This is a genomic window from Streptomyces sp. SP17BM10 (genome assembly GCF_036322405.1).
Taxonomy (GTDB): domain Bacteria; phylum Actinomycetota; class Actinomycetes; order Streptomycetales; family Streptomycetaceae; genus Kitasatospora.
Genome location: NZ_JAQYXB010000334.1, coordinates 46134 through 62510, shown reverse-complemented (window position 1 = coordinate 62510; position 16377 = coordinate 46134). Strand labels below are relative to the sequence as shown.

11 protein-coding genes are annotated in these 16377 nt (G+C 72.9%); 5 read left to right on the top strand and 6 right to left on the bottom strand.

All coding sequences use genetic code 11. The annotated features are described in order from the left end of the window. From PUR71_RS02330 to PUR71_RS02315, 4 genes are all read left to right on the top strand, one after another. Positions 1-2269 (top strand): polymorphic toxin-type HINT domain-containing protein (locus tag PUR71_RS02330; protein WP_329924602.1); only part of this gene is annotated, 2269 nt, incomplete at its 5' end. Beyond that, a complete protein-coding gene (locus PUR71_RS02325; protein WP_329924601.1) occupies positions 2266-2736 on the top strand; it encodes a hypothetical protein in 471 nt (156 codons plus the stop codon). The genes PUR71_RS02330 and PUR71_RS02325, both read left to right, overlap by 4 nt. A gap of 435 nt (positions 2737-3171) precedes the next feature. Next, positions 3172-5118 (top strand): trypsin-like serine protease, encoded by a 1947-nt coding sequence (locus PUR71_RS02320; protein ID WP_329924600.1) that lies wholly within the window; start codon positions 3172-3174, stop codon positions 5116-5118. Positions 5119-5921: 803 nt separating this feature from the next. Next, positions 5922-8489 (top strand): collagenase, encoded by a 2568-nt coding sequence (locus PUR71_RS02315; protein ID WP_329924599.1) that lies wholly within the window; start codon positions 5922-5924, stop codon positions 8487-8489. 72 nt (positions 8490-8561) lie between these two features. Here PUR71_RS02315 and PUR71_RS02310 read toward each other — a convergent pair whose 3' ends face one another. From PUR71_RS02310 to PUR71_RS02285, 6 genes are all read right to left on the bottom strand, one after another. Next, the gene (locus PUR71_RS02310) at positions 8562-9704 is read right to left on the bottom strand and encodes an ALF repeat-containing protein (RefSeq protein WP_329924598.1); all 1143 of its coding nucleotides are present in this window, start codon (positions 9702-9704) and stop codon (positions 8562-8564) included. A gap of 336 nt (positions 9705-10040) precedes the next feature. Then, complete coding sequence (locus tag PUR71_RS02305) at positions 10041-10820, bottom strand: PE-PPE domain-containing protein (RefSeq protein WP_329924597.1); 780 nt, start codon at positions 10818-10820, stop codon at positions 10041-10043. Positions 10821-11027: 207 nt separating this feature from the next. Beyond that, positions 11028-12029 carry an aldo/keto reductase gene (locus PUR71_RS02300; protein WP_329924596.1) on the bottom strand — a complete coding sequence of 334 codons (1002 nt, stop codon included), beginning with the start codon at positions 12027-12029 and terminating at the stop codon, positions 11028-11030. Positions 12030-12071: 42 nt separating this feature from the next. Further along, positions 12072-12653 carry a hypothetical protein gene (locus PUR71_RS02295; RefSeq protein ID WP_329924595.1) on the bottom strand — a complete coding sequence of 194 codons (582 nt, stop codon included), beginning with the start codon at positions 12651-12653 and terminating at the stop codon, positions 12072-12074. A gap of 63 nt (positions 12654-12716) precedes the next feature. Further along, positions 12717-14237, bottom strand: coding sequence for a PTS transporter subunit EIIC (locus PUR71_RS02290; RefSeq protein ID WP_329924594.1), 1521 nt, complete (start codon positions 14235-14237; stop codon positions 12717-12719). Further along, on the bottom strand, positions 14234-14395 hold the full coding sequence (locus PUR71_RS02285) for a helix-turn-helix domain-containing protein (RefSeq protein WP_329924593.1): 162 nt from the start codon (positions 14393-14395) through the stop codon (positions 14234-14236). Before PUR71_RS02285 ends, PUR71_RS02290 begins: the two co-directional genes overlap by 4 nt. Positions 14396-14531: 136 nt before the next feature. On the opposite strand from PUR71_RS02285, the gene PUR71_RS02280 reads away from it, so the two are divergent. Further along, positions 14532-16328 carry a glycoside hydrolase family 35 protein gene (locus tag PUR71_RS02280; protein WP_329924592.1) on the top strand — a complete coding sequence of 599 codons (1797 nt, stop codon included), beginning with the start codon at positions 14532-14534 and terminating at the stop codon, positions 16326-16328. Positions 16329-16377: the final 49 nt, after the last annotated feature.

Sequence of the window (16377 nt, the reverse complement as noted above, 5' to 3'; positions counted from 1 at the left end):
CGACGACAACCGCGTCCTGGTCACCCAGGCCCTGGCCACCGGCGGAGCCGAGGTCAAGGCGGCCGCCCAGGCCGTCCTGTCCGGCCCCGCCGACCGCCTCGTGCCGTTCCTGCAGACCGGCCTGCCCAAGGCCCAGCAGCGTGACGCCGTCACGGCCGCCCACGTGGCGACCATCGCCTCCTACCTGGCCACGATCGACGGCTCGGTGGCCCAGGCCAAGCAGTACGCGGCCCAGGCCGCCCAGTCCTACCAGACCGCGCTCGGCGCGGCGACCGAGGCCGCCAAGTACGCCGGCCAGGCCGCCCAGTCCGCCCAGGACGCCCAGGGCTTCGCCGCCCAGGCCGCCCAGTCCGCCCAGCAGGCCCAGGCCTCCGCGGCGCAGGCCGCCAAGTCCGCCCAGCAGGCCCAGGCCTCGGCGGCCTCCGCGGACGCGGCGGCCCGCAGCGCCAGTTACTCGGCGATCGCGGCCACCAGCTACGCCAACCAGGCGCAGCAGTTCGCGTCGGCTGCGAAGACCGCCTCCGACCAGGCCCAGGCCTCGGCCGCCGCCGCCAACAAGAGCAAGGACGAGGCGCAGAAGGCCGCCGACGAGGCCAAGGCCGCCGTCTTCACCAAGCAGCAGGCCGACAGCGTCGACGGGAAGCTGCAGGACCAGACCGTGCAGGTCGACTCCAGCGGCCGGGTCTCCTACATCGAGGCCGTCCCCCAGGGCGACATGAAGACCGAGCAGGGCAAGGACAACCTGGGCCGCTGCACCGCCGGTGACTTCGTCATGGGCCACGGCGACATCATGATCAAGAACGTCGACCCCAAGGTCTGGCACGACAACGGCAAGGGCACGGACGTCTGCGACGTCACGGTCCACGTCAAGGTCACCGGCACGGTCGACTACGTGATGAAGACCTGCCCGGAACCGGGCCTGTCGATCGCCGCGTGTGCCGGCAAGTACACCGTGTGGAACACCGTCCTCGTCAGCAGCACCCAGGTCAACGACCAGCGTGACGAGACGTTCCAGCTGTCCTACTTCGACTACAGGCTGCACTACTCGCCGGAGGCGGTCCGCGGCCAGATCCTGTGGCACGCGCTGACCGACGACTTCGTCAAGTGCTACCACGACCCCGGTCTCAACAGCTCGTGCGCGTGGGCTGCGGCCACCTTCATCCCTTACGAGAAGCTCGCCGCAGGTGCCAAGTCCGTCGTCGCGTTCCGCTTCGCCCTCGTCTCGGGCGTGGGCATCGACGAGGCCAAGCTCGCCGTCCAGGCCGCCCTCGACGGTTACAGCCAGGCGGCCATCAGCAAGCTGACCGCCACGGCCGACGCGGTCGGAAAGTTCCGTCAGCTCCTCAAGGACGGGGGCGCCGGCGCGGACGCCGCGCTTGAGGCCCTGAAGCAGGACCAGAACATCGACCGCGGCCTGTTCCAGCAGCTCCAGAACGAGGAGAAGGCGGCCAACGACCTCCGCAAGGCCTGCCCGACGAAGCCCAACAGCTTCCCGGCCGGCACCCCGGTGCTCATGGGCGACGGCACCCGCCGTCCCATCGAGCAGGTCCGGGTCGGTGACACGGTCCTGGCCACCGATCCCGCCACCGGCGCGACCACCGCGCAGCGCGTCGAGACCACCATCTACACCCCCGACGACGACGAGTTCACCGAGCTCACGATCGCGGCGCCGGACGGCTCCACCGGAGCCCTCACCTCCACCAGCCACCACCGCTTCTGGGTGGAGAGCACCCACGTGTGGCGCGAGGCCGGGGACCTGGTCGCCGGCGACAGCGTCCGCACCTCCGACGGCCAGACCGCCCGGATCACCGGTACCCGGCACTGGACGGGGGTGCAGCCCACGTACAACCTCAGCGTGACCCTCGTCCACACGTACTACGTGCTGGCCGGGAACACGCCCGTGCTGGTGCACAACGGCGGCGAGGCCGGCCCGGGCGAGATCTACCTCTGGCGCGCGGTCACCGCTCCCGAGCTCGCGGACATCTCCGCGAACCGGACCTGGAACAGCCCGCAGGGCGTCAAGTACTTCTCCTTCACGGAGGCCGGGGCCGCCGAGTACGCCCGGCGCGCCTACGCCGCCTATCCGGCCGAGGGTCCGTACACCATGATCCGGACGAAGGTCACGTTCGCCGACCTGCCGGAGGGGACCCGCATGACCTACACTGCCGACGTTGTCGACGGCGGCGTGGCCCTCAACAACGACGAACTCAAGCTCCTCGGAAGGCCCTCGATCATGACCGGCATGAGCACGGGCATCGGGTGCCCATGAGGTTCGTCATCGCCGCCTCCACGGACCGGTTCGTCGATTCGTGCCGCGACTTCCTGGGGAACAGGCCCGGCCTGGACTTCAGGCGCGGATCGGTCGCCGAAACGGGATGGGACTGCGACGCCGCGATCCTGAGCTTCGCGCTCGCCCACGACCGCTACGGGGGAACCCCGCAGCTCGGGGTCGCCCAGGTCCTCGCGAACGAGCGGGCCGACGGGGCTCCCGGGGTCATCCTGGCGACGCCTCCGATCCCTCTGGCCGCGGCATCGCGCAACCCGTCCGACACGGACGTCGAGAAGCACGTGCTCGACGCCCTGGACTCGTGCCTGGCCGCCTACACGAAGGAGATCGGGTCCCTTCAGGACGCGAAGATCCTCATTCACCTGGAGGCGGCCGGGATCGACCGGGTGGACCTCGGCGCTCCCCTGCGGGGGATCGCGGAGTTCCTCGACGAGGCGGGTCTCGTCTAGCGGCCGTGCCATCGGGTGCCGGCCGCCGGCCGTGAAAACCCGCGGGTACATCGCGAATAGCACGGAATGACACAGAAGGGCCCCGCCGGGCGATCCGGCGGGGCCCTTCGGGTCCGCAGCGCGATCGACGGCGAGATCGACGGCGAGATCGGCGGCGGATTCACAGTGCGGAGGAAACGTCACCCAAACGTGACAATCCCGCGGCGGGCGACCCTCTTTGTCTTCATCCGCAAATGTCCATATTCGGATGCCCCGGACCCGGGCGGCCTGACCCCGTTTTCCCGTGCGGGGCTTGACCACAGGTCAGAGGTGCGCCAGGGGTGCTCATATGCGTTGACGTGCACAATTTCGAAACGATAGCTTCCGCTTGATTCATTCTTTGCCGGCTCGGGGGCGCTGGTGTCTCCCGGGCGCATATCTCTTTATGGAGTACCCGTGCGTACCGTTCGCAGACTGGCCTGGCCCCTGGGCGCGGCCCTTGCGATCCCCGTCGTCGCCGCCCCGATCCCGGCCACCGCCGCCGACGCCGCCCCGCCGAGCGCCGTGGAGGGCTTCTCCTACCCGGACGCGGCGAAGATCCTCGCCGACCGCACCATCACCCTGAAGACCGGCGACGGCCACATCGTCCTCGCCGACTGCGCCTCGGGCCCCGGCCTGGTCCAGCTGTACAGCCGCGCCGCCAGCCCCAGCGAGGTCTGCTTCAGGATCACCGGCCCCACCGGCTACCTGGCCCTGGAGATCCCGCAGGTCTACAACATCAAGGGCGACGACCACACCATCAAGGCCACCGTGAACACCGCGGGCACGGTCTCCAGCGTCGACGTCAACAAGAACGCCTGGACCCCGGTCGGCGAAGGCGGCACCAGCGGCAGCACCACCCTGGTGGAGCTCACCGCCACCGACGGACCGGCCGCCCCGGCCACCACCGACTACCCGGCCGTCGGCACGGTCACCGCCGGGCAGCCCGGCCGTGCCGACGCCCGCTCCTGCACCGCGACCCTGGTGGACCGCTACTGGGTCCTGACCGCCGCCTCCTGCTTCGGCGACCACCCCGCCGCGGGCGCGCCCGCGACCGCGAGCACCGCCACCATCGCCGGCCGCACCATCGCCATCGCCGAGCTCGCCCCGCGCGCCGAGCGCGACCTCGTCATGGCCCGCCTGGCCACCCCGCTGGACGGCATCACCCCCGCGACCGTGGGCGCCACCGCCCCGACCGCCGGGGAGAGCCTGCGCGTGGCCGGCTACGGCCGCACCGCCACCGACTGGGCGCCGCTCAAGCTCCACACCGCCACGCACACCGTCGGCGCCGTGGCCGCGGCCTCGGTCGACACCGCGCCCGCCGCCGGCCAGTCCCCCGTCTGCCAGGGCGACACCGGAGCCCCGCTGCTGCGTGACAGGAACGGCACCACCGAGATCGCCGCCGTCGCCTCCCTCTCCTGGCAGGGCGGCTGCCTGGGCACCCCCGCCACCGAGACCCGCACCGGCGCCACCTCCAGCCGCGTGGACGACCTCGGCGCCTGGATCCAGCAGGTGAAGGCCTCCCGTCCGGGCAGCCTGCTGTTCGCCGTCGGCGGCGACAACCGCATCTGGGCCGACGAGGGCTCCTACTCCACGAACGTGTGGGGCACCTTCGAGGCCGTCCCGCAGAACAGCGGCATCCGCCAGGTCAGCGCCGTCACCATGGGCAGCACCGTGCGCCTGTTCGCCATCGGCAGCGACCAGCGCATCTGGAGCGCCAGCAAGGACGGTGCCAACGGCACCTGGAGCGCGTTCCAGGCCGTGCCGGGCAACAGCGCCATCCAGCAGGTGACCGCCGTCGCGATGGGCGACAAGGTCCGCCTCTTCGCCATCGGCGGCGACGGCCAGATCTGGACCTCCACCGGCGACTACACGGCCGGCACCTGGAGCACCTTCCAGGCCATCCCCAGCAGCGCCATCAAGAACATCACCGCCGTCGCGATGGGCGACAAGGTCCGCCTCTTCGCCGTCGGCGGCGACGGCCAGATCTGGACCACCACCGGCGACTACACGGCCGGCACCTGGAGCACCTTCCAGGCCATCCCCAGCAGCGCCATCAAGAACATCACCGCCACGGTCGTCGGCAACACCGTGCGCCTGTTCGCCATCGGCGGCGACGACCGCATCTGGACCACCACCGGCGACTACACGGCCGGCACCTGGAGCACGTTCTACGCCGTGCCCGACGCCGCCGGCGTCAAGCAGGTGACCGCCACCACCCTCGGCGACACGGCCCGCCTGTTCGCCATCGGCGCCGACGGCCGCATCTGGACCGCCGACCAGAAGGCCGACAACAGCTGGACCACCTTCTACGCCGTCGCCAGCAGCGCCATCCAGGGGATCGCCGCCACCCCGGCCGGCTGACACCCCGCACACCGCACCGGGTGCCCGGCAAGGGCCGGGCACCCGGTGACCTCCACCCGTGAATTCCGTTCAGCGGAAAAGGAATTCACGTCGGCCGAGGCCGCCGGCTCCACGGTTCCACGGCTCCACCTGCCTGCGCGTGCCCGCACCCCGCCTCGGCCCCACACGCCCGGCCGTGTGCTCCGGCACGGGACCTGACCACCGGTCAGCGGCCCGCCGAAGACCTCCCGCCCGCTCCGACGCGGACCACGGACCCCTGAGGTCCGTTTCCCTGCCGCTCCCACGCCCCTGAACCGGCGCCACCATGAGCCGGCGGCCGGCCCCGCGCCGCATGGAGCCGGCCGGCCACAGCCAGGCCGCGACGACGGGCGAGAAATACAGGGCCCACGCGCGCGACAAGGCGTTTCCCGCCGCCCGCACACCCCGGGGGACTCCCCCGCACCGCCGGCGTCCCCGCCTGCGGCGAGCCTGCTCGCCCACGGTCTCCCCCGACGCCACTGGCCGGCGCGTTGCGACTCGCCGCCGACGCGCTCGACGCGACCGGGCGCCCCGAGGAGGCCGCCGAGCAGCGCGAGCGGGCCCGGGCCCTGCGCCAGGCGGCCGAGTAGCCCGGCGGGGGCGGGCGGTGCGGGTCCGGAAACCCCGCGCAACAGTGCCATGTCACACCCTTGCGGTGGCATATAACCTGTGACATTGTTCTGACCCTGAATCCGGTGACAGGTTGTCGTCAAGGTCCCCCTCCCTCACGCCTCGTGGCTGACGCTCCGTTGCTTACCGCCCCCACTCAGGACAAGGACACCGCAGTGCGTCTGCGCCAATCCCTTCCCCTTCTCGTGGCCGGCGCCCTCGCCGGCTCCGCGTTCATGCTGCCGACCCCTGCCCTCGCCTCGTCGGCCTCGCCGGCCGCTGCTCCGGTGAAGGCGGGCGCCTCCCCCTCGATACCCGCGCCGTTCGGGGCCGAGATAGCCTCGCAGTCCTCCGAGGCGATGGGGCGCACGGCCGCCCCGCTGGCCTCCGACCGGCTCGGGCAGGCCCTGCAGCCGGCCGGGACGGCCGTGCAGAGCGGCCCGTCCACGGGCGCCAAGCAGCCCGCGCCCCTTCCCGTGAAGCAGGCCTTCGCCGCTGCCAAGTCCGGTACGGAAGCGGCCAGTTGCACGCCCGCCGACTTCGCATCCCGCAGTGGCGCCGACCTGGTCTCCTTCGTCCGGGGCTCGGCCACGGACTGCGTCAACACGCTGTTCAACGTCACCGGGACCGACGCCGGGAAGGTCTTCAAGCAGTCCCAGATGCTCACCGTCGCCGCCGCCTTCCAGGCCCAGGCCGCGCACTACAGCGGCGACAACTCCACCGGCATCCTGCAGCTCGTGCTGTTCCTGCGGGCCGGCTTCTACGTCCAGTCCAACAACGCCTCCGCCGTCGGCCCCTACGACGCCTCGCTCACCTCCGCCGTCAAGGCCGGCCTCGACGCGTTCTTCGCGGGCGCGCGCTGGCACGACGTCACCGACGCCAACGGCCTCGTGCTCTACGACGTGCTGGTCCTCACCGACAGCGCCAACATCCAGGCCCAGTACCTGAACGTCTACAAGCAGGTCCTGAACGGCTACGGCAACGGCTACAACGCCTTCCCGAAGATGGTGAAGGCCGTCAACGCCGTCCTGTTCGCGCCGCTGTGGCGGGCCAACTGGAACCCCGACTACGTCAGCGCCGTCGCCGCCGACCCGAGCGTGATCACGGCCCTCGCGAACTTCGCGCAGAACCACAAGGACCTGCTCGGCACCGCCAACCAGTTCCTCGACGTCAACGCCGGCAACGACCTCGCCCGCACCGCCGGCGACGGCGGCTCGGTCGCCGCGTTCGCCCGGCCCCTCGTCAAGCAGGTCCTGGACGCCACCCCGGTCACCGGCACCACCGGCCCGCTGTACGTGTACACCGCGTACAACGCCAACCAGTACGACGGCGCGCAGTGCTCCTACTACGGCACCTGCGACCTGCCCGGCAAGCTCACCGCCGCCGTCCTGCCCCACACCCTGGTGTGCGACAACCGCACCATCCGCGCCGAGGACCTGTCCGCCGAGGAGCTGGCCACCGTCTGCGCCAGCCTGCGCGGCGAGGACGGCTTCTTCCACACCATGGTCAAGGACAACGGGCCCGTCCCCGACCAGTACGGCAAGACCATCACCCTCGCCGTCTTCAAGAACCAGGCCGACTACCTCACCTACTCCTGGCCCATCTACAACAACTCCACCAACAACGGCGGCCAGACCGTCATGGACGTCACCGACCCCGACAACAAGCCGGTGTCGGTCATGTACCGCAAGTCGTGGAACGACGGCTTCCCCGCCAACGTGTGGAACCTCAACCACGAGTACACGCACTACCTCGACAACATCTACGACATGAAGGGCAACTTCGGCACCGAGATCTCCGTCCCGGACATCTGGTGGATCGAGGGCGTCGCCGAGTACGAGTCCTACGCCTACCGCGGCACCACCGACACCCAGGCGATGACCGAGGCCGCCGCGCACCGCTACAAGCTGAGCACGGTCTTCCAGAACACGTACGACAACTCGGACACGGTGCGCACCTACCCGTGGGGCTACCTGGCCGTGCGCTACATGCTGGAGAAGCACCCCGCCGACGTGTCCAGCATGCTCGGCCACTTCCGCACCGGTGACTACCAGGGCGGCTACGCGGTCTACAACAACCTCGGCACCTCCTACGACGCCGACTTCGACGCCTGGCTGAACGCCTGCGCCGCCGGCGCCTGCTACGCCGACGGGCCCACCGCCCTGTTCGACCAGGCCGTCAACGGCGCCGCCGTCACCCTGACCGACAAGTCCGTGGAGACCAACTCCCAGGCCAAGCTGACCTCCTGGCACTGGACCTTCGGCGACGGCACCTCCTCCGACCAGCGGAACCCGGTGCACAGCTACGCCAACCCCGGCACCTACACGGTCGCCCTGACCGTCACCGACAGCGCCGGCAAGAGCGCCAGCACCCCGTCCTCGGTCACCGTCACCACCGGCGCCGGCGCCACCCTGCCGACCTGCACCGACCCGCGCACCGACGCGCTCGGCCAGAACTGCTCGCGGCCGAACCAGGCCCGCACCGCCGGCAACCTGGACTACTTCTACGTCTACCTGCCGGCCGGCACCAGCACGCTGAAGGTCACCACCTCCGGCGGCACCGGCAACGCCTCCCTCTACTACAACGCCGACACCTGGGCCTCCCCCAGCGCCTTCACCGCCTCCTCCACCAACCCCGGCACCGCCCAGAGCCTCACCGTCACCAACCCGACGGCCGGCTACCGCTACATCAGCCTCTACGCCAACACCGACTTCAGCGGCGTGACGGTCAGCACCCAGTTCTGACCCCGAGCGTGCGAACGCCTCGTCCCCGGCCGCCGGTTGAGCGGCGGCCGGGGACGAGGCGTTCGGGGTGCGTCAGCCCTCGGCGGAGCGACGGCGGCGCGAGACGGCGACCAGCGCGGCGCCCGCGGCGACGGCCGCGGCCGCGCCGCCCGCCTCCCAGCCGAGACCGTCCGTGCCGGTGGCGGCCAGCTGGTCCGGGCGGGCGGAGGTTCCGGTGCTCCCGGCGGGGGTGGCGGTCGTTCCGGTATCGGCCGTTCCAGTGGCCGTTCCGGTAGCGGTCGTTCCAGTGGCGGCGCCGGTGGCGGCCGTTCCAGTGGCGGCGCCGGTAGCGGCGCCGGTGGCGCCGGTGGTCGTGGTGACCGCGGCGGGCTGGACGCCGGGCTGCGGCTGCTGCTCGGCCGGCTTCGCGTCCGGGGTGCGGTCCTGGGCCGGCTTGCGGGCCGCGTCGGCCTCGTCCTGGGCGCGGGCCGTGAACTGGCCCTCCTTGAGGAACGTGACGACGTCCTCGTAGGTGCCGTCCAGCGCCTTGCCGGCCGCCGCCTTCACGGCCGGCCCGCCCGCGGCCATGATCTGCGCGAGCTTGACCCGGTCGTCGTCCTGGCGGGCCTTGGCATACCCGCTCTCCAGGAAGCGCCGCACGTCGGCGGCCGTGCCGTCGAGCGCCTTGCTACCGGCCGCCCGCACACCGGGACCGCAGTCCTTGTCGGCCATGAGGCGCAGCACCGCGACGCGGTCGTCCTCGGCCTGGGCCTTGGCCCAGCCCTCGGTGAGGAACTTCACGATGTCCGCGTCGGTGCCGTCCATCGCCCGGTTCGCGGCCTCCTTGACCCCCCGGCCGGTGGCGGCCGCCAGGATCTGCATGACCTTCACGCGGTTGTCGTCCGCGCGCTGCTTGGGGAGTTCGACGTCCAGGAAGTGCCGCACGGCGGCGGCGTCGCCCTTGAGGGCCTTCTCGCCGGCCTCGCGCACACCTCGGCCGGTGTCCTTGTCGGCGAGGATGGCCTGCACCGTGGCGCGGTCGCGCTTCTCCTGGTCGCCCGCGTCCTGGTGCCCGGCGTCCTGGTGCCCGGCGTCGTCGGGCTTGTCGGAGGCGGTGTCGGGTCCGGAGACGCCGGCCGGCTGCGGAGTGTCGGCGGCCGAGGCCGAGGACGGGAAGAGAACGGCGGGGGCCAGTACGGCCGCCACGAGTACGGCGGACACCTTGGGCAGCTTCATCCAGCGAAACCTGATTCGTGCGGAGAGTTTGTGAACGGCGCCAGCATAGATCAACTGACGCTATCTCAATACCAAGTTATTAACCGACTGTGTCACGTCGCCGCCCCTGTGCACCTGACGTCGGGGAGGGGCGAGGAGCAGGCGTTCGGCCGGGTGCTGCTGGAGGTCTTCGCCGACGCGGTGCACGCGCGGCTGGAGCTGTTCTGACGCCCCGCCCGCGGGCGGGGCACGGGTGTGGCGCCGCGGTCCCCCCACGGACCGCGGCGCCTTTTCCCCGTTGTTCCCCCTCCCCCGTCTCCCCCGTCTCCCCCGTGTCTCTCCGCCGTTGGTGTCCGGTCAGGCGCCGGCCGGGTACCACGTGGTGCCGTTGCCGCCGGTGGCGGAGAGGGTCTCGTTGATGATGGTGGCGGGGTAGCGCGGGTGCTGGGCGAGGAAGCCGCTGAAGGAGTCCAGGGACGTCGCGTCGCAGACGCCGTCGGTCTTGATGCAGAAGCGCCGGACCGGCACGCCGCCGGGGAAGTTCTCCGGGCCGGTGCCCGGGGAGTACGCCACGAACGGGATCAGGGTGCCCTGCGGGACGAGGTGCCAGAAGCCGGTGCCGGGCTGCATCGGGTCGGAGTAGAGCATGCCGTCGACCTGCTCGCGGGGCACGGCGGTGCCGTTGTTGGCGATGGTCTGCAGCAGCAGGTCGCCGACCCAGGCGCCCTGCGAGTAGCCGGCGATGGTGAAGCGGGCGGTGGGGTCGGCCTTGTAGGCGTTCTCCAGGGCGGCCTTGGCGTTCCAGTAGCCCGCGTTGACGCTGTCGCCGAAGCTCGGCGTGAACAGCGGGGCCGGCATCTCGTTGTGGCTGCCGACGAACGGGCCGCCGCTGGCCGGGTAGCAGACCGGGATCGCGGTGCTGCCGGCCGCCAGGTGCTGGTTGGCGAGGTCGAAGGTGTAGGTGCAGCGGGGGGCGTCCAGGGCCGTCCCGGTGCCGCCGATCTCGATGTAGTAGTGGTGCGGCTGCGCGGTGTCGGCGTGCGCGGCGGTGGGGACGACGGCGGCGCCGGTGAGCGCGAGCGCCGTCGTCGCGAGGACGGCCTTGAGGCGGCGGGCGAGGCTGGCACGCATGGTCATGTGGGGTCGGCTCCCTCTGGTCGGGTGGGGCGCCGCGTCGGGTGCGGCGACCTGTGGCCATCGTGGTGTCCGGGCGCCGCGGGGAACCAGGACGGGCACCGGCCATATCTGGCCGGTGCCCGGAATCCCTGGTCAGGGGCCGTTCCTGACGCCGCCGTAGCCGGTGCGGAGGTCAGGGGAGCCGGCCGGCCCCGGCCGCTCGGGCCCTCACGACCACGCCAGCCCCGCGCGCGTGTGCCAGTACTCCTGCGCCGGCTCCGTGAGCGGGGCGAGGGCGGTGAGGTCGTCCGGGGTGAGGGGGTGGGCGGCGGCGGTGAGGTTGGAGGCGAGCTGGGCGGGGGTGGCGGCGCCGGACAGGACGAGGCCTGCCCAGGGCTGGGCGGCGGCCGCGGCCAGGGCGAGGGCGTCGCAGGTGGCGCCGGTGCGGGCGGCCAGGGCGCGCAGGGCGGCGGTGTCGGGGCCGGTGGCGTTGCGGCCGGCGAGGCGGCCGTTGGCCATCGCCTCCTTGACGACGACGAGCCAGCCGGCGTCGTGGGCCTCGGCCAGGGCGGGGGCGGCGGAGGTCTCCAGCAGGTTCCAGGTGGACTGGACGGCGGCGAACAGCGGCTGCCCGTCGACCGTCACGGCGAGGGCGGCGCGGATCGCGGCGCCCTGGTCGGGGCCGCTGGTGGACAGGCCCACCCGTACGCCGTCGGCGGCGAGGCGGGCCAGGCGGGCGTGCAGGGCGGGGTCGGTGAGGGCGGGGCTGTCGGGGGTGACGGAGTGGACGAGGTAGACGTCCAGGTGGCGCCCGAGCAGGGCCCTGGTCTCCTCGACCTGACGGTCGAACACCGCCGTCGAGTGCTCCTTGACCTCGTGCGCGGCCACCCCGGAGGTGCGCCAGCCGGCCGTGTAGGTGTAGCCCCACTTGCTGCCCACCACCGTGTCGGCCGCCTCCGCGGGGTGCTCGGCCAGCCACTGCGCGACGAACTCCTCGGCGCGCCCGTAGGAGCGGGCCGTGTCGACGTAGCGCACCCCGGCCGCGTACGCGGCGTCCAGCAGTTCGTGGGTGCGCCGGCGCAGCGCCTCGACGCCGCGTCCGGCGGGCAGGTCGGCGTCGCGCCCGAGGTTGATGTAGCCCGGGCGGCCGACGGCGGCGGTGCCCAGGCCGAACCGGGTGACCGGCGCGCCGGCGGGCGGGTTCGGCGCGGCACTCACGGCGGCATTCATGGGCGGCACTCCTCGAAGATCGTCCGGTCGTCCGTAGGGACCCTATCCGCGCTGTCCGGCCGGGGGCCGCCAGCGCGGAGCCTGGTCGTCCGGTTCGTCGGGGGCGGCGAAGTGGAAGGGCACGCCCAACTGCCCGGCCAGGGCGCGCCCCGCCTGTTCGGCGACGGCCGCGGACGGGTGGCGGCGGCCGGCCGGGGCGTCGCCGAGGAAGCGGACGGCGGTGCCGTGATGGACGGTGGCCAGGTGGTGCTCGCCCGCCGGATCGGCCGTGACGGCCACCAGACGGACGAACCAGTCGTGCACGGTGTCGCCGTCCCAGAGCGCTTCGATCGCCACGATCCGGCCCGGTGCACCGGTGGCGAGCAGTGCCAGGGACTCCGGGTCGAGCGGACTGTCGGGGGTGCGGGCGATCCGGTCGCCGAGGTGCTCGTAGCGGTGCGCCACGATGTCCTGGGAGTCGACGAGCCCCCATCCGAGGGCGCGCCCGGCCGTCCACACGACGCGCACCGCACGCATCGGCGAGTCCTGCAGGACGTAGCCGTCGACCTGCTGCCGGATCCCCTCCGGCAGCGACTCCCAGCGCTGCTCGGTGGCGGCGGCACGCCCGCCCGTCCTGTTGCCCATGCGGTCCCCCTCAAGGTGCTCGGCCCGGGCCCGCGCGGTGCCGGGGCCCGGTCGGGCGTCACCCTATCCGGCCTGCTCGCGCGGTTCGGGGCGGCCCGCGGCCTCCGACGGCGGCGGTGCCGGGTCCGGGGCCGCTTCCGGCGCCGGGGCGTTGAGGGCGGTGAGCGTCGCCGGGGTGAAGCCGAAGGCGTGGGTGACGGCGCAGGCGGCGAGCGCGGCGGTGAGCCAGCCGCCGGTGTAGACGAGGACGGCCGGGCCGATGCCGTGGCTGCCGTCGAGCAGGGGCAGAAGGACGAGCCCGGAGGGGCCGACCGCGGTGGAGCCGGTGGTCAGGCCGAACTGGGCGAACGCGCCGACGACGGCGCCGCCGACCGCGGCCCCGATCCCGGCCGTGACGAAGGGCCGCACCAGCGGCAGGGTGACACCGTAGATGACCGGCTCGGCGACGCCCAGGACGCACGTGGGCAGCGCGGACCTGATGACGCGGCGCAGCGAGGGGTTGTGGCGGGCGCGCAGGTAGACGGCGACGGCGGCGCCGGCCTGGCCGGCGCCGGCCATGGCGAGGATGGGGTAGAGCGCGCTGTAGCCCTGCTGCTCGATGAGGGTGGTGTGGATGGGGATGAGGGCCTGGTGGAGGCCGAACATGACGAGGGTGGCGAAGGTGCCGCCGAGGACGACGCCCGCGCCGGCGCCGGCGTGGGCGAGCAGCCAGGTGGCGCCGTTGCCGATGCCGTCGGCGAGGAGGCCGGCGAGCGGCATGAGCAGGAGCAGTGCGGCCAGGCCGGACAGGGCGAGGGCGAGGGTGGGCACGAGCAGCATCTGCAGGGCGTCGGGGATCCGTCGGCGGGCCTGGCGTTCGAGTGCGGCGCACAGGGCGGCGGCGGCGAGGGCTCCGAGGACGCCGCCCTGGCCGGGCTTGAGGTGGCCGAAGGGGGTGTGGGTGATGGCGGCGACGCCGGGGTGGACGACGATGGCGGCGACGGCGCCGCCCAGGACGGGGGTGCCGCCGAACTCCTTGGCGGTGTTGTGGCCGACGAACACGGCGATCAGGGACATGAAGCCCTGGGAGAGTGCGGTGGTGACGGGGACGATGCCGGTCAGGGCGCCGGTGTGGGTGGACAGGGCGAGGGAGTTGAGGGTGGCGCCGAGGCCGGCGATGACGCCGCAGGCGACGAGGGCGGGGATGAGCGGGACGAAGATGTCGGCGATGCGGCGCAGGAACAGTTTGCCGGGGGTGGCGTTGCGGCGGGCGCGGTCGTCCTTGAGGGCGGCTCCCCGGGCGGCGAGGGCGTGGGCGTCGGTGGCGGGGGTGGTGGCTGCGGCGGCCCGTTCTCGGGCCAGGGCCCGGTCGAAGGCCTGTGCGACGTGGTCGACGGCCGCGGGGCCGAGGACGATCTGGTAGGTGTCGTCCACGACGACCCCCAGCACCGCCGGGTGGTCCTTGATCTGCCGGGTGCGGGCGAGGCCCGGGTCGGCCAGGCCCAGGCGCAGGCGGCTGATGCAGTGGGCGGTGGAGGTGACGTTGGCGGCTCCGCCGACGAGGGCGAGGAGGTCGCGGGCGGTGCCGGTGTGGGTGTCCGTCATGGGTCCTGATTGTCCGCGCACGGTGCGGGCATACCGTTGACTTCTCCCCGTCCTGGAGGGCGGGGGTTCCACACCGACCGGCGGATACCGCCGAACTCCTCACATGACTCAGCCTGTGCCACGTCGGGTTCAAGCCGATACCCGCGGCCTGACAGCATGGGAGCGCCCCCGCTCGGTTGCCGTGTTCACCATGGGGCACGTCACTGACAACGCAGCGAACTCCGCCGCTTCGCGGCTCCGGAGCAAAGATCATCGTCCGTACGCACCCGCCCGCCGCCCCCGAAAGGCCCGCGCATGCTCGACCACGACGCCTCCGGCTTCCTGCGCGACGGTGCCCCGCACCGCATCGTCGCCGGCGCCCTGCACTACTTCCGCGTCCACCCCGACCAGTGGGAGGACCGGCTGCGCCGGCTGCGGGCGCTGGGCGTCAACACCGTCGACACCTACGTCCCGTGGAACTTCCACGAACTGCCCACCGGTGAGGTGGACTTCACCGGCTGGCGGGACGTCGCCCGGTTCGCCCGCGCCGCGCAGGCGCTGGGCCTGGACGTGATCCTGCGCCCCGGCCCGTACATCTGCGCCGAGTGGGACTTCGGCGGCCTGCCCGCCCGGCTGCTGGCCGTCGAGGGGCTGCGGCTGCGCTGCTCGGATCCCGTCTACCTCGCGGAGGTGGACGGCTGGTTCGACGCCGTCGTGCCCGAGATCCTGCCGCTGCTGGCCGGCCGCGGGGGGCCGGTGGTCGCGGTGCAGGTGGAGAACGAGTACGGCAGCTACGGGCGCGACGGCGCCTACCTGCGCCACCTGCGCGACGGCCTGGTGCGCCGCGGCGTGGACTGCCTGCTGTTCACCGCCGACGGCGCCCACGACACCATGCAGCAGGGCGGCGCCATCCCCGGCCACCTGTCCACGGCCACGTTCGGCTCCCGCGCGCCCGAACGCCTGGAGGTGCTGCGCCGCCGGCAGCCGCAGGGACCGCTGACCGCGATGGAGTTCTGGATCGGCTGGTTCGACCGCCTCGGCGAGCCGCACCACGTGCGCGACCCCGAGGAGAGCGCCGCCTCCCTCGACGAACTCCTCGCCACCGGCGCCTCCGTCAACCTCTACATGGCCCACGGCGGCACCAACTTCGGCCTGTGGGCCGGCGCCAACCACAGTGGCGCCCACCCCTGCGACGCCGGCTTCGAGCCCACCTCCACCAGCTACGACTACGACGCGCCGATCGGCGAGGCGGGCGAGCTCACCGAGAAGTTCCACGCGCTGCGGGAGGTCATCGGCCGCTACGTGCCCCTGCCCGATGGCGAACTGCCCGCCCCCGTGCCGCGCCTGGCCCCGCGCCGCCTGGAGCGGGCCACGGGCCGGGCCCGGCTCCTCGCGGCCCTGGACTGCCTGTCGGCGCCGGTGGAGCGGGCCTGCCCCGAACCGATGGAACGCCTCGGCCAGGCCCGCGGCCTCATCCACTACCGCACCCGTGTGCCCGGACCGCGCCCCGAACTGCCGCTGCGCATCGACGGACTCGCCGACCGCGCGCACGTCTTCGTCGACGGGCGCCCGCTCGGCGTCCTGGACCGCAACAGCCCCCGCGCGACGCTGCCCCTGGCCACCGGGCCCGGCGGCGCCACCCTCGACATCCTGGTCGAGGCCCTGGGCCGGGTGAACTACGGCCCCACCATGGACGACCGCAAGGGCATCACGCGGGGCGTCGCGCACGACGGCCAGTTGCTCTTCGAGTGGGAGATCCGGCCGCTGCCGCTCGACGACCTCACCGCCCTGCGGCTGGAGGAGCCCGAGGCGGTGGCGCCCGCCGACGGCGACCCGGTGTTCCACCGCTTCGAGACGGACGTGGACACCCCCGCCGACGCCTTCGTCGCCCTCCCCGGCTGGGGCCGCGGCCTGCTGTGGCTCAACGGTTTCCTCCTGGGCCGCCACACCGCCGAGGGGCCCCAGCGCACCCTCTACGCCCCGGCCCCCCTGTGGCGGCCGGGGCGCAACGACCTCCTCGTCCTCGAACTCGACCACCACGGCGAAGCCCTGGAACTGCGTGACCGCCCGGACCTGGGCCCCACTGCCCAGGCCCCGAGCAGCGAATACTGACCGCGCCCGACCGGGAGCCGGCCCCCGACGTGCCGCGCCGACGTGCGCG